At 36.2% G+C, this 13,850-nt stretch carries 11 protein-coding genes; 7 read left to right on the top strand and 4 right to left on the bottom strand.

All coding sequences use genetic code 11. From position 1 onward, the window contains the following. Nucleotides 1–27 precede the first annotated feature (27 nt). Together B5X62_RS03105 and B5X62_RS03100 are read right to left on the bottom strand one after the other, a co-directional pair. Nucleotides 28–891: a DUF58 domain-containing protein gene (locus B5X62_RS03105; protein ID WP_079665907.1), complete on the bottom strand. Its 864-nt coding sequence runs from the start codon at nucleotides 889–891 to the stop codon at nucleotides 28–30. 84 nt (nucleotides 892–975) lie between these two features. Continuing rightward, complete coding sequence (locus tag B5X62_RS03100; protein WP_079665906.1) at nucleotides 976–1,980, bottom strand: AAA family ATPase; 1,005 nt, start codon at nucleotides 1,978–1,980, stop codon at nucleotides 976–978. A gap of 265 nt (nucleotides 1,981–2,245) precedes the next feature. Between B5X62_RS03100 and B5X62_RS03095 the strand changes: the two genes are divergently transcribed. The 6 genes from B5X62_RS03095 to B5X62_RS03070 are packed head-to-tail and all read left to right on the top strand — an operon-like array spanning nucleotide 2,246 to nucleotide 7,865. After that, nucleotides 2,246–2,719, top strand: a complete 474-nt coding sequence (locus B5X62_RS03095; RefSeq protein ID WP_079665905.1) for a DinB family protein — start codon at nucleotides 2,246–2,248, stop codon at nucleotides 2,717–2,719. A 43-nt stretch (nucleotides 2,720–2,762) separates the two neighbouring features. After that, nucleotides 2,763–3,182 carry a hypothetical protein gene (locus B5X62_RS03090; RefSeq protein ID WP_144038281.1) on the top strand — a complete coding sequence of 140 codons (420 nt, stop codon included), beginning with the start codon at nucleotides 2,763–2,765 and terminating at the stop codon, nucleotides 3,180–3,182. An 18-nt stretch (nucleotides 3,183–3,200) separates the two neighbouring features. Continuing rightward, the gene (gene rlmB, locus B5X62_RS03085) at nucleotides 3,201–3,944 is read left to right on the top strand and encodes a 23S rRNA (guanosine(2251)-2'-O)-methyltransferase RlmB (RefSeq protein WP_079665903.1); all 744 of its coding nucleotides are present in this window, start codon (nucleotides 3,201–3,203) and stop codon (nucleotides 3,942–3,944) included. 33 nt (nucleotides 3,945–3,977) lie between these two features. Continuing rightward, nucleotides 3,978–5,021, top strand: coding sequence for a DUF6263 family protein (locus B5X62_RS03080; RefSeq protein ID WP_245797127.1), 1,044 nt, complete (start codon nucleotides 3,978–3,980; stop codon nucleotides 5,019–5,021). A 60-nt stretch (nucleotides 5,022–5,081) separates the two neighbouring features. Beyond that, nucleotides 5,082–5,309: a hypothetical protein gene (locus B5X62_RS03075; RefSeq protein ID WP_185116706.1), complete on the top strand. Its 228-nt coding sequence runs from the start codon at nucleotides 5,082–5,084 to the stop codon at nucleotides 5,307–5,309. 27 nt (nucleotides 5,310–5,336) lie between these two features. After that, the gene (locus B5X62_RS03070; protein WP_079665901.1) at nucleotides 5,337–7,865 is read left to right on the top strand and encodes a YfhO family protein; all 2,529 of its coding nucleotides are present in this window, start codon (nucleotides 5,337–5,339) and stop codon (nucleotides 7,863–7,865) included. Nucleotides 7,866–7,915: 50 nt separating this feature from the next. Here the strand turns inward: B5X62_RS03070 and B5X62_RS03065 are convergent, their stop codons facing one another. Further along, the gene (locus tag B5X62_RS03065; RefSeq protein ID WP_079665900.1) at nucleotides 7,916–8,986 is read right to left on the bottom strand and encodes a hypothetical protein; all 1,071 of its coding nucleotides are present in this window, start codon (nucleotides 8,984–8,986) and stop codon (nucleotides 7,916–7,918) included. Between the two features lie 305 nt (nucleotides 8,987–9,291). Further along, a complete protein-coding gene (locus B5X62_RS03055; RefSeq protein ID WP_079665898.1) occupies nucleotides 9,292–10,317 on the bottom strand; it encodes a DUF5004 domain-containing protein in 1,026 nt (341 codons plus the stop codon). A 422-nt stretch (nucleotides 10,318–10,739) separates the two neighbouring features. Here B5X62_RS03055 and B5X62_RS03050 point away from each other — a divergent pair, with 422 nt between their 5' ends. Next, entirely contained in the window at nucleotides 10,740–13,655 is a 2,916-nt protein-coding gene (locus tag B5X62_RS03050; protein WP_079665897.1) for a M16 family metallopeptidase, read from the top strand. The last annotated feature ends 195 nt before the right edge of the window (nucleotides 13,656–13,850 follow it).

The following is a 13,850-nucleotide window of genomic DNA, read 5'->3' as shown; positions in this document are numbered from 1 at the left end:
GGCTTAAAATTCTGTTTTAAGGTTAAACTATTTTTTCTGAAAATATTGATACAAAAATTTACTGTAATCTTCGTTGGTTGTCATGTTGATCAAGCTAGCAGCACTGTTTTCAAAAGATTCTTGCAAATGTCTGAATTTTTGCTTTTGGTGTTCCGCAAATTCATATCGCCAGCGAGAATTGGATGTGTTGACCCAAACTTCTTGTCCCGTTTCAGAATCTTGCAATAAAGCATAACCAACATTCGGGATTTCTTGGTCTTTTTGGTCGTAAATTCTTAAACCTAAAAGTTGATGCTTTTTTGATGCAACTGACAAAACACGTTGGTCAAACTCATCCTGAAAGTCAGAAAACAAAAACAAAAAAGATTTCCTTTTAAAAACACCCATCATATAGTTAAGCGCGCCATCCAAATCGGATTTTGACGGAACATAATCGGCGGTCAAAATATTACTGATAATCGACAAAACATGCTTGCGCCCTTTCTTTGGAGGGACAACTTTATAAACTTTATCAGCGAAAAGGATTAGTCCAACTTTATCATTATTACCAACTGCGGAAAAAGCAAGCGATGCGGCAACTTCAGCAACAAATTCACGCTTTAGTCCATATTGCGTTCCGTAGTCCATCGAAGCCGAAATGTCAACCATAATAATCATCGTCAACTCGCGTTCTTCTTCCATAACCTTCACAAAAGGTTCGCGGAAACGTGCGGTTTTGTTCCAGTCGATTCGGCGGATATCGTCACCAAATTGGTAAGGTCTAACCTCCGAAAATGTCATCCCTTGACCTTTGAAGTTACTGTGATATTGCCCCATAAGACTCGCTTCCGTCTTCTTGCGAGTACGGATTTCGATTTGTTTTACCTTTTTGACAATATCTTTTATTTCCATTGATTCAATTTACTAACGTATCAATTTAATAGTGTAACAATTATCAATTGCTACATTGCTAGACTGATAAATTGTTATACTTGTTTACGGTGCTTGTATTTTAGCTAAAATTCTGTCAACAATTTCGTCTTGAGATACTTCTTCGGCTTCAGCTTCGAAACTAAGTCCAATACGATGTCTTAACACATCTTTTGCGATAGATTTAACATCTTCAGGAATTACAAAAGCACGTCCTTTGATGAAAGCATTAGCGCGCGAAGCGATGGCAAGGTTGATACTTGCTCTTGGCGAAGCACCGAAATTGATAAGATTTTTAAGATCAGCTAAACCATATTTTTCTGGATAACGCGTTGCAAAAACCATGTCCAAAATATACTTTTCGATTTTTTCGTCAAGGTAGATTTGGTTGATTAATTTTTTAGCTTCCACAATTTGGTCTAAAGAAATAACTGGACGAATTGTCGGGATATCTTGCGTGGAAATCATGCGCATGATTTTTCGCTCGTCTTCCAACTCGGGATAATCGATTTTACATTTCAGCATAAAACGGTCGGTTTGCGCTTCTGGTAAAAGATAAGTTCCTTCTTGATCGATTGGGTTTTGCGTTGCTAAAACTAAAAAAGGTTTTGGTAATTGCATCGTCTCATCGCCGATGGTTACTTGCTTTTCTTGCATCACTTCCAAAAGTGCAGATTGTACTTTAGCTGGCGCACGGTTGATCTCATCCGCCAAAACGAAATTCGCAAAAACAGGTCCTTTTTTTATCGAAAAATCATTTTCTTTAACATTGTAAATCATCGTCCCAACAACATCTGCGGGTAACAAATCTGGCGTGAATTGTATTCTCGAGAATTGTCCGTGCACTGCTTCGGCAAGGGTTTTTATCGCTAAAGTTTTTGCAAGTCCAGGCACACCTTCTAGTAGGACGTGACCATTGCCAAGTAGTCCGATTAATAGACGGTCTACCATATATTCTTGCCCGATAATAGCGCGATTGATTTCTTGTTTTAGTAGGTTGAAAAAGTAATTTTGTTCTTTTACTTTTTCCATTAAATTTTTAATATCTTCTGATTGGTTCAGTTCTGACATAATTCGTTTAAATTATTCGGTAAAGGTCTCATAAATCCCTGCATTAGTCAACATAAGAAATGCCAATTATGAGTTAAATATTTGTTAAAAATCTTTACTGGAAAAAACTTTGAGATTCTTGTAAAGATTTATGTTATAAAAGAATATTAAAAAAAATATGTTTTAAATGTTAAAATACAGGTGTAAATCCTTTGTTTTTAGATGCTTCTCATTTGTCACATTCGTATAATTGAAGTAATTTTGAAATTTAAAAAATTGACTTAAAATGAATTATCATTTTTCGGCGCATCGTCAGGTTAGAAAAAACCTTTTAGAAATATTACAAAACACGCCAAAGGAAGATTTATTATTGATCCCCGATGGTTTTAACAATAATATCTATTGGAATATTGCGCATTGCGTGGCAACACAACAACTGTTGCATTATTATTTGAGTGGTAATGCTTTCCGTATTGATAAATATTGGGTAGAACAATATAAAAAAGGGACTTTTGCAAAGATGGATGTGGAAAACACAGAAATGGAAGATTTGTCATTTCTTTTAATTGAAACTTCAAAAGTTTTGATGAAAGATTATGACGCCGAATTTTTCACAGATTACACGCCATATTCAACAAGTTTTGGCATTGATCTAAAAACAATTCAAGATGCGATTATATTTAACAACATGCACGAAAGTTTGCATTACGGTTATATTTTGGCGCAAAAACGTGCAGTTCTTGGTGAAAGATTAAGCTAAAACTATGAGGGCGATTCTTTATATTTTTACAATGTTTTTTTTGATGCTGAGCAGCCAATCATGGACGATTGTGAGTAAAAAAGAGAAGACGCCAGAACGTTTTAAATATTATCAAGCACTTGGTAAAAAGAACGAAACGCTAGAAGTAATCTATTTGACTTGGCCGGATAAAAAACTTCCGAATTTTGTTAGATTGGAGGATTTTAAAAAGTATGGTAATACTAACGAGTTGATAGAATATTGCTTCTATGTAGACTCAAAAAAGAAATTAGGGCCAGATTTTTCGGAAGATGTTCGAGATAAATTTGTGAAGAAAATTCCTGTTAAACTTAAAGGGAAATTCTTTGTTACAAAACAATTTGACGACAATTTTCCAACCAGAGATTTTGAAGAATTACGCCGTGTAAAAGAACTCGGATTCAATACAGAAAATGACGAATACAAAGTGTTTGTTATTGATTAAAAAACTATTTATTATTAAATGAAAGACGATTTTATATTTGGGCTAAGGCCAGTGATAGAAGCCATCGAAGCGGGCAAAACGATTGATAAAGTTTTTGTACAAAATGCTTTGCAAGGTCCAATTTATGCAGAACTAAAAACATTGTTAGCGAAGCATAAAATTCGTCCTAATTATGTCCCAATCGAAAAATTAAACCGTTTTACGAGAAAAAATCACCAAGGTGTTGTTGCTTTTATTTCGGATGTTCCTTTCCATAGTATCGAAGATGTTTTACCTCAAATTTTTGAAGAGGGAAGAGTGCCATTTATTTTGATTTTGGACAGATTAACTGACGTTAGAAATTTCGGAGCAATCTGTAGAACTGCAGAATGTGTGGGCGTTGATGCGGTTGTTATTCCTGAAAAAGGTGCAGCGCCGATTAATTCGGATGCGATCAAAACTTCGGCTGGTGCGATATACAATATTAAAATTTGTAAAGAAAAAAATCTTGCGCATGCAGTTGATTATCTGCAACAAAGCGGTGTCGCAGTATTTGCAGCTACAGAAAAGGCTCAGAAATTGCTTTACGACGTAGACTTTACAGAACCTTGCGCAATTGTAATGGGTAACGAAGAAACAGGAATTTCGAAAGAAGTTCTGCATCATAGCGATGAAAAAATTAAACTTCCGATTGAAGGGAAAACACAGTCGCTAAATGTTTCGGTTGCTTGTGGCGCCATGTTGTACGAAGCAATGAGACAAAAATTAACAAAAACATTATAAACACGAACTTTATTTAGTTCAAAAAATAAATTGATGAAAAAGATATTAGGAATAGCTTTGTTTACAGTTGCACTAGTAGCTTGTAAAAAAGAAAATACTAAAACAATTACTAAAGTTAATCCAGAAACAGGAAAAACTGAAACAGTGACTGTGGAAGTGCCAGCAGAGGAGGAAGTAAAAGTTGCGATTGTTGATAGCGCAGGGATTTTTAAACAAAAATTCTATTTAGAAAAAGGAAAAACTTATCCATTAATAGCATACCAAAGAGACATTCAAAATGTGTCAACACCTGATGGTAAAGCGGTTTCTGGTACATCAGAATCTACAGACGAGATGACAGTTACGGTTAACGATTTTAAAGATAATGTTTACGATCTTTCGGTTAATCTTGTAGCGAAAAGAAATAGCACAAGTGCTAACGGAAAAACTGTTATATCTGATACCAAAGCTGCTGCCCCAAAAGAGGAGCAACTAAAAGGTATGTACACGATTAACAAAGCGATTACAGGAAATAAACTGGCAATGAAAATGGATGTTAACGGAAAAATAATTTCGGTGACAGGTTTTGATCCAATTTATACTAAAATTTCGACGGCTTTGTCTGGTCTCGTTAAAGATGCGAAGCAACGTACAGAGATTGTTGGCAATTTCAAAAAAGGATTTAACGAAGCGACCATTAAGGAACAATTTGAGAAGAATCTTAAAATAATTCCTTCAAAAGGTGTTAAAATAGGAGAGAAGTGGACGACTTCGGAAGATATTATTCCGGGTGGTGATTTGAAGTTAACATCAACTTACGCTTTAACAAAAGTTGAAGGCGGTAAGGCGGAGATTTCGGTCAACGGAAGTATCCCAACAAAATCGGACAAACAGTCTAAAGAAGGTATTACACATACGATGTCTTTGGGCGGCTCGCAAACAGGGAAAATTATTTTTGATAGTAATACGGGTTGGATCTTGCATGAGAATATCAGCATTAAAACCAATCAAAAGGAATCGATCTCTGACGGTAAGAAAAGTCAAAGCATGTCGCAGACTTCTACATCGTCAATTATCATTAATCCTTCATATAAGTAAGTTTGACCAAGCTTAGGCTTGGTCTTTTTTAGTAAAGTTAAATGTGTATTTTTTAATATTATGAAGTTTGTAATAGAATTGGTTTTAGGAACCATTATATTTTTCTTTGTATGGAATATTTTAAAAAGGATTTTTTTTAATTCATTTTACAAAAATTTTCCAACGCTCAATCCTCGTAATCAACAGCAAAATCAGCAATCGAATCGCGAAGAGAAAAAGCTAAAAGAAAAAGTAAATTGGGACGCCGAAACCGTAGATTTTGAAGAAGTAAAAGAAGAAAAGAAATAAAAAACAACGACCAATTTCAAATTATATATGAAGAATAAGAATTTGATTTTTGCGGCGGTTAGTCTCGTTATTTTTGTGCTAATTGCTGTATTGTATGCAAACCCAATAATGTCAGGCAAGGAGATGATTCAGCCTGATATTGTGCATTATAAAGGAGGTGCAAAAGAATTATTGGACTATCGCGCCGAGCATGGACAAGAAACCTATTGGAGTGATGCGATGTTTGGTGGAATGCCAACTTATCAAACCGGAGCACAGTTTCGTGGAGATGTCATCAAAAAGTTAGATGATGTTTTTATGTTTTTGCCAAAGCCAGCTAACTATATATTTTTGCTGTTTGCAGGCTTTTTCTTTTTAGGAATTGTGGCAACACGCAACTGGAAATATGCACTTTTGGGAGCAACTTTCTTCGGATTGTCAACCTATTTTTATATTATTATTGCGGCTGGGCATAACGGTAAAGTCCACACCATCGCTTATTTTGCACCTCTTTTGGCAGGGATTTTATTAGTCTATGTTCGCAAAAAATATTTGTTAGGCTTTATTGTGACGTCCATTTTTATGGGCTTACAAGTCAGTGCGAATCACCCACAAATGACCTATTATTTGTTTTTGGCTTTAGGATTTTTATTCCTTTCAGAATTGGTGAGAGCGTACCAACATAAGATTACGTGGAAGCATTTTGGGATTTCTTCCGGCGTTTTAGCTTTGGCGTTTGTGCTAGGTGTTGGGATGAATTCACAACGTATTATGGCCAATGCAGAGTATGTAAAAGAAACGGTTAGAGGAAAACAAATCTTAGATTCTGACAGACATACTTCTGGAAAATCTGGTATGGATCGCGAAAGCATCACAGCTTGGAGTTATGGTAAACTAGAAACCTTGAACTTATTTATCCCAAGATTAATGGGAGGTGCAAGTCAAGAAGAAGGCTCGGACAAGGTGATGGCTTACATCCAAGAATGGTATCAAGCTAACGTGACAAGCGAAGCACAACATAATCAATTTATGAAAGGTTTTGTAAGTCCAACTTATTGGGGCGATCAACCAGGAACTTCTGGTCCCGCATATCAAGGAGCAGTTGTTTGTTTCTTAGCATTACTAGGTTTTTTCTTCGCTTGGAAAAAGTATAGATATTGGATTCTTGGCGCTTCCATTTTAACCATTTTATTAGCTTGGGGAAGTAACTTTGGATTCTTGACAGATTTATTTATCGACTATGTTCCGATGTATAATAAATTCCGTGCACCGTCTTCGATATTAGTCGTTGTCGAATTATTGTTCCCGTTAATTGCAATTGTTGGTTTGTATCGATTCTTCACCGATGAAAAACTAACTGACGAATACAAACAAAAAGTCTTAATGTATACGACTGGAGGCGTTTTGGGCGTAACTTTAATTTTGTTATTTGCAGGTAAGGCAATTTTAGGATTCCATACCGATAATGAAAAAGTATATTTACAACCAGATTTATTAAGTTATTTGGTTGACGAACGTTTCAAAATGTTCCAAACAGACGCGCTTAAAGCTATGCTTTATGTCGCTATAACAGCTGGAGCAATGTATTTAAGTTTCAAAAAGAAATTGGCGGTTAATGTCACTTTAATTATTATTGGATTGGTAAGTTTCTTCGATCTGTGGACGGTTAACAAACGTTATCTAAATGATGGAAACTTCGCTGATAAGACATTTGCTCAAAATCCTTTCCAAACCGAAAATTCGGAATATCTAATGGAAAAAGCGGGCGATAATCCTTATATCCAAGGACTTTTGCAACAAGATAAAGTCAATAAAGTTTTAGAAACGATTGCAGCAAAAGATCAATCACATTTCAGAATTTTCAATACAACTTTGGGGACGTTTAGCGAAACCAATACATCGTATTTCAAATCTTCTGTCGGCGGTTATCACGCGGTTAAATTAAGACGTTACGATGACTTGATCAATGCCTATTTTTATCAAACAGATAGCATCAGAATGCCGCGTGTTCTTAATATGTTGAACGCAAAATACTTTGTTGGTGGTGACCAAAATCAGCCAATCAGTTATCCAAATCCAGATGCCAACGGTAATGCGTGGTTTGTGTCGGACATCAAAGTCGCAAATTCTCCAAACGAAGAATTAAAATCGATTGGCGATATGGATACCAAAAAGATTGCAATCATCGGAAAAGAAGATCAAGCTTATCTTAATGGTAAAAATTTACAAGCAGATTCGACGGCTTTTATCCAGTTAAAAACTTATGAAGCCAACGCTTTAGAGTTCGAAGCGCAGACCAAAACACCTCAGTTGGCGGTTTTCTCAGAAGTCTATTATCCGCATGGTTGGAAGGTGATGATCGATGGGAGCGAGGTGCCATACATCAAAGCCAATTACCTTCTGAGAGCGGTTTATGTTCCTGCGGGCAAGCACCAAATCAGTATGAAATTCGAGCCAGAAGTTATCGAAAAAGGTAAAATGTTCTCGTATGCGAGTGTTGGCATTTTTGCGATTCTCAGTTTGTTAGGTATTGGATGGTTTTACAAGAACAAAAAATCTCAAAAAATAGTTGAATAATCAACTATAAAAACAAAAAATAAGAAGCTGTTTCTTCGGAAGCAGCTTTTTTATTTTTTCTCAGGAATGGCTTCGTTGGTGGTTTTTATTTGGATGTTGTTGCCAGCCTGTTTTAGGAATAAAGAAGCTGGTTTATTATTATTCGGAATAATAATACTCAAATTAATATTAGCTTCGTTAGTATTGAGACTTAAAGTTTTAAAAGCATCTAATAATGATTGTCCGTCAATTTCATAATTAAGACTATAAGTTTTATCATTGGAAATCCAAGTGATAAGAATGCTTTTCGGAAGTTTTCGACTTTTGAAAGGCATAACAAGGTCGCTAGATACGATATCTTTAATTTCCGAATTATCAAATCCTGTCATGCTAATACTTTCCAAATCTGCATCTTTAGGAAGCTCGAGATGGACGCCCCAATATTTTTTTGATAATACTAACTCTTGTAGACTTTCTAGATTTCTAATATTCTTCCTTGATGGTGCATTTTGTTTCAGGATTGCCCAGTTTTCCTTTATTTTAGTAGATGTTAGTGTATCTATAAGTTCTATGCCGTTATCTTCGTCACCATTGACTCCGAGGAATAAAATGACTTTATTATGACTTAAAATATCCACAAAAAAAGAAATTTCGCTTTCTCTATTGTATCTATATTTTCTTGCAATCTTTTTAATTTTCGCATAATCTAGTGTTTGGTCAAGTTGATAAAAAGCATTGTCATTGTAAGAAAAGTAACTTATGTTTGCATGATTCGGGTAGAGTCCAAAAATAGCATCTGAGTTTATTTGGTTTTGAGCCTTACTATTGAGGATATCTCCATAAAAGTTTTTGTCCCAAAGTAAACTTGACGATACTTCTTCGGTGTTATAAAAATGAAATTTCAGCAATTCGATATTGTTTTCTGTGGTATCAGATTTTTCTGAAGTTGCCGCTTTTTTGGTTGTTCCGTCATACAAACCACTTGTATAGATTATAGCGCTCCAATTGTATTTTTCGAAATCTCTGTTTTCATTTTTCAAATAAAGTAATGTCGCAACAATTGCTAAAAGTATAAGTCCTAAAACCAAATTGATGATATTCTGTCGGTCTTTCAAGCCGCTGTTTGATTTCAATGATTCCATCCTTTTCCGTAATAATAAAGTAAATTAAATAGAATTATCCATACCAAAGTTATGGCTCCACAAGCGATACTTGTTAGCTTAAATATTTTTTTTTCGCTGGTATTGTTTTTACTGAATAAAAATACGCAGAATACTAATAATGTGATTGTTGAGGGTGTTATAAAACTACTTAGGAAAACCCCAAAAGTGAGATAATCTACTAACAATTGTAAGGAGACTGCAATAGCAATAAGAATTAAGAATGTGAGAATAACTTTCATGAATTTTTTTTAAATAAAAGAACAAGCTAATATAAGTTTTCAAAACTACAACTTCTTCCAAATCATCACATAGTCGTTCTTGGCGAGGATTTGATATTTTTGGCTTTTATTTCTGTACGGGAAAGTCCTTTGGACTTCTTGTGGAATTTTCGGTTCTGTAAAACTAATTTCCATAAGCTTGTTAGCTTTGTCATAATGATAAGTCCCGAAATAATGCCCTTGCGCGGGCGTTCCGCACCAACCCGAAGCCGAACCGTCTATTTGATATTCGATATCGAGTTTGGACTTTGGCAGAAAGCTAAATCGACCACTACGATTTTCAAATATGGGTTCATAGTAAGGTAGATAATCCCAAGGAAATCCGTAGATTAAGCTTTGTAGATCTTGCGAGTATTTGGAAATATCTTCATCTTGCCCAATACGTCGAGTAAGAACTTGATGGTCATTGAAATTATTAACGGTCCAAAAATCGGAGCTGTATTCTAGATCTTTTGTTGTCAAATCGTTTTGATTAATGCCAATCTCTTTAATGATGTTGTCGAACTTCTTTTGTCGATCAGCAAGATCATAATTTGGATTGCTTTTGCTAACTTCCGAAGTTACTTCTTTGATAATTTTTAGTTTTAAAACTTTATCGTTATAGTCTGTTACATCGAAGATTTGTTCGAGATTAGCTTGTTCTTTTGTGGCTTTAGCAGAGAGTTTTAGTTGGTTGTTTTCGAGCTTCCAAGTTCCGGAAATTGCTTTGTCAAAGGCAGAATCTGTTTTGATATCAAAAAGTTGTGTCGTGAATTGATTGTTGGCTTTCAAATCCAGTTTGGTGTACAAATCAGATCTTTGGTTGTAAAATATTTCTGCAGAATCGCTTTTCATGATGGTGACACGATTATTTTTCCAGTCCTTTTCGGCGTGAAAGCTATTGTTGGTTTGCAAAAGTCCCGAAAGTATCCAAACGCCAGTTATGTTTTGAGCTTTTGGCGCTGGTTTGGTTTCTGGTTTTTTGTTGCATGAGCAAACTAAACTTAGTATCACAATCGGAATTAAAATTCGGAGAAGTGTAATGACTTTCATCTTTTTATTTTTTCATCGAATTAAATATAATACTTTTTGCTTTTTATCGGTGTTAAATTAATTCTTGGTTTTATGTAACAAATTCGGTTTCTGAAACGTCTTATTAATTCACGTCTTACGACTTTTGATTTACGATTTGACATTGTGATTCTGTTTTGTTGGTCGCTGAGCGGAGTCGAAGCGCTTTTGTTTAGAATAGTAATTTCGGCTACACTCAATTACCATTGCGTAGTCGCGTGAGCGATGGCAGCGGATATCCTTTTGGGGTGGCGCGAGGCGGCGGAGCGTAGCGGAGCCGTCCGAGCGACACACTAAAAGATAGTAGCGGAGGTAGCGACCCTCGTTGAGTAGTGGATTTTGGCTCGGCGAAACGAGGGACACGCCAAAAAAAATGAGTAACTTTACATAACTTAAATATTATTATGAAGAAAATAATTACTACAGTTTCAATTTTATTAATGATGACAGCAGTGAATGCACAAAAATACGAACTTCAACACCTTACAGATCCTAGTGGATATCAATATGACAGCGTGAAAAACGACGCTAACGGTGTTAGAATATATACTCTTAAAAATGGTCTAAAAGTCTATCTTGCCAAAAACGAAGATGCGCCACGTATCCAAATTTACATCCCTGTAAGAACAGGCTCAAACCAAGATCCTGCGGACAATACAGGTCTTGCGCATTATTTGGAGCACATGGTTTTCAAAGGAACGTCAAAGTTGGGGACGCAAGATTGGGTAAAGGAAAAAGCTTTGCTACAGCAGATTTCGGACCTTTATGAACAACATAAAGCTGAGAAAGATCCAGAAAAAAAGAAAGCGCTTTACAAGAAAATCGATGAGGTTTCTCAAGAAGCTTCAAAATATGCGATCGCTAACGAATATGACAAAGCGATTTCGTCTTTGGGAGCGACAGGAACTAATGCACATACTTGGCTAGACGAAACGGTTTATAAAAATAATATTCCGTCTAATGAGCTAGAAAAATGGTTGAAAGTTGAGAAAGAGCGTTTCTCAGAATTGGTATTAAGATTATTCCACACCGAATTGGAAGCCGTTTACGAAGAGTACAACCGTGCACAAGATAACGATGGACGTTTGGTTAATTATGAATTGATGGACGCTTTGTTCCCGAAACATCCTAACGGACAACAAACAACAATTGGTACGTCAGAACATTTGAAAAATCCTTCTATGGAGGCAATTCACAAATATTTTGATACTTACTACGTGCCTAATAATATGGCGGTTGTTTTGGTAGGCGATATTGATTTCGATAAAACGATTAAGTTAGTCGATCAATATTTTGGAAGTTTCAAATACAAAGAACTTCCGAAAAAGCAATTACCAGTGGAAGCGCCAATGACTTCGGTGGTTTCTAGAACTGTAAAAAGTCCATCTACGCCACGTTTAACAATGGCTTGGAGAACGGATTCTTACGGAACTAAAGAAGCGCGTCTTGCTGATATGGTTGCCAATATCTTGAGTAACAATGGTGAGGCTGGACTTATTGACCTTAACATCAATCAACAACAAAAAGCTTTGGGAGCTTATGCTTATGCATCGCCTTTCAAATATTATGGAAATATGACCATGGCGATTGTTCCGAAAGAAGGACAATCTATGGAAGATGCTAAAAAACTATTGTTGAATCAAATCGACTTGGTTAAAAAAGGAGATTTCCCAGATTGGATGTTGCCAGCGATTATCAATGATATGAAGGTTCAGCGTCTTAAAGGTTGGGAGACTGCGGATGGCCTTGCAACAACGCTTTACAATGTGTACATCAAAAATGTAAATTGGGAAGATGAACTAAACGACATCAACGAGTACGAAAAAATTACTAAAGCAGATGTTGTTAAATTCGCAAACGACTTCTTCAAAGACAACTACGCAATTGTCTATAAAGAAAAAGGAGTTAATGATAAATTGGTTCGTGTTGAGAATCCAGGTATTACACCAATTAAACTTAATAGAGAAGCACAATCGCCTTTCCTTAAAGATATTCTTAACGCAAAAGTTGGCGATATCAAACCTCAGTTTATTGATTATCAAACTGCGATAAAAACGGATAAGATAAAAGACAAAAAAATCAGCTTTGTTGACAACAAATACAATGAAGTTGCACAAGTTAGTTATGTTTATCCAATGGGATCTGACAATGACAAGGAAATGTCTTTGGCGGTTTCGGTTTTACAATATTTAGGAACGTCGAAATATACGCCTGAGCAACTAAAAGGTGAGTTCTATAAATTAGGAATTGCTAACAGTTTCAGAACTGGGAATGACCAAATCATCATTACGTTGACAGGTCTAGAAAGCAACATGAAAAAAGGTGTAGAACTTCTTAACCACTGGATTTCTGATGTTAAGCCGGATCAAGCCATCTATGACCAAACGGTTAAAACAATTCTGGAAGGTCGCGAAGTCGCGAAAAAAGACAAAACAAGAATTATGGCTGCTTTGAGCAACTATGCGAAGTTTGGAAAAGAAAGCCGTTTCAGCGATGTTATTTCTAAGCAGAATTTAGAAAGTATTAAGGTTGCTGATTTGATGTCAAAAATCAAAAACCTTAACAAATATCCTTACGAAGTTTTCTTGTACGGAAAAGACGAAAAATCTTTGAAAAACGATGTTAAACCTTACATCCAAACAGCAAGTTTAACAGCGCCGAAAGCTAAAGAATATCCAGAACCAGCAACATCGGGACATGTATATTTCACGAACTATGACATGGTACAAACCGAAATGTCAAAAGTAGCGAAAGCGAGTAATGTTAATACAAAAGACTTCGGAAAAATTAATGTATTTAACGAATATTTTGGGCGTGGATTATCATCAATTGTTTTCCAAGAGATTAGAGAAAGTAAGTCTTTGGCGTATTCAGCTTACGTTTCGTATGCGCCAAGCAATTTATTAAATCACCCGAATTACGTAACCACTTACATTGGTACACAAGCTAACAAATTGCCACAAGCCGTTAGCGCGATGAATGATTTGATGGCAGAACTTCCACAGATTCCTGCGCAGTTCGAGAATGCAAAAGGTTCGGCGCTTAAGCAGATTGCATCTAACAGAATCAACAGGACCAACATTTATTTCAACCAATTGGCGCTGGCGAAGTTGGGCATTAACTATGACATCAGAAAAGACACGTATGCTGAAATTCAGTCTTTGACTCTACCAGAGTTGACCAATTTCTACACCGGACAAATCAAACCATTGAAATACAACACCGCAATTATCGGGAAAAAGGAAAACCTAAATATGGACGCGATCAACAAGATGGGCGACTTCAAAGAGGTGACTTTGGAAGAGATTTTCGGGTACTAATTCTTGGTTAGTAAATTAATTGCAGCGACTTCTATTCAGTTAGGGGTCGCTTTTTTATGGCGTGCCCATTTGCGCTCACTTGGTTCGACGCTGCGCGTCGCCCGCGTTCGCGCTTCAGGTCGGTCTCCGCGCAGTCGCTGTGATGCTCGGACGGCTCCGCTGCGCTCCGCCGCCTCACATCACGAGCTCCAACAA

The sequence above is a fragment of the Soonwooa buanensis genome, from assembly GCF_900167905.1.
Taxonomy (GTDB): Bacteria; Bacteroidota; Bacteroidia; order Flavobacteriales; family Weeksellaceae; genus Soonwooa; species Soonwooa buanensis.
The sequence above is the reverse complement of the archived record's forward strand: the minus strand, read 5'-3'. Positions and strand labels throughout refer to the sequence as shown.

Excerpts from the sequence above, each read along its gene's own strand:
- B5X62_RS03050 (WP_079665897.1), top strand. The coding sequence starts at position 10,740 with ATGAAGAAAATAATTACTACAGTTTCAATTTTATTAATGATGACAGCA.
- rlmB (WP_079665903.1), top strand. The coding sequence starts at position 3,201 with ATGAAAGACGATTTTATATTTGGGCTAAGGCCAGTGATAGAAGCCATC.
- B5X62_RS03090 (WP_144038281.1), top strand. The coding sequence starts at position 2,763 with ATGCTGAGCAGCCAATCATGGACGATTGTGAGTAAAAAAGAGAAGACG.
- B5X62_RS03065 (WP_079665900.1), bottom strand. The coding sequence starts at position 8,986 with ATGGAATCATTGAAATCAAACAGCGGCTTGAAAGACCGACAGAATATC.
- B5X62_RS03075 (WP_185116706.1), top strand. The coding sequence starts at position 5,082 with ATGAAGTTTGTAATAGAATTGGTTTTAGGAACCATTATATTTTTCTTT.
- B5X62_RS03100 (WP_079665906.1), bottom strand. The coding sequence starts at position 1,980 with ATGTCAGAACTGAACCAATCAGAAGATATTAAAAATTTAATGGAAAAA.
- B5X62_RS03055 (WP_079665898.1), bottom strand. The coding sequence starts at position 10,317 with ATGAAAGTCATTACACTTCTCCGAATTTTAATTCCGATTGTGATACTA.
- B5X62_RS03105 (WP_079665907.1), bottom strand. The coding sequence starts at position 891 with ATGGAAATAAAAGATATTGTCAAAAAGGTAAAACAAATCGAAATCCGT.
- B5X62_RS03095 (WP_079665905.1), top strand. The coding sequence starts at position 2,246 with ATGAATTATCATTTTTCGGCGCATCGTCAGGTTAGAAAAAACCTTTTA.
- B5X62_RS03080 (WP_245797127.1), top strand. The coding sequence starts at position 3,978 with ATGAAAAAGATATTAGGAATAGCTTTGTTTACAGTTGCACTAGTAGCT.
- B5X62_RS03070 (WP_079665901.1), top strand. The coding sequence starts at position 5,337 with ATGAAGAATAAGAATTTGATTTTTGCGGCGGTTAGTCTCGTTATTTTT.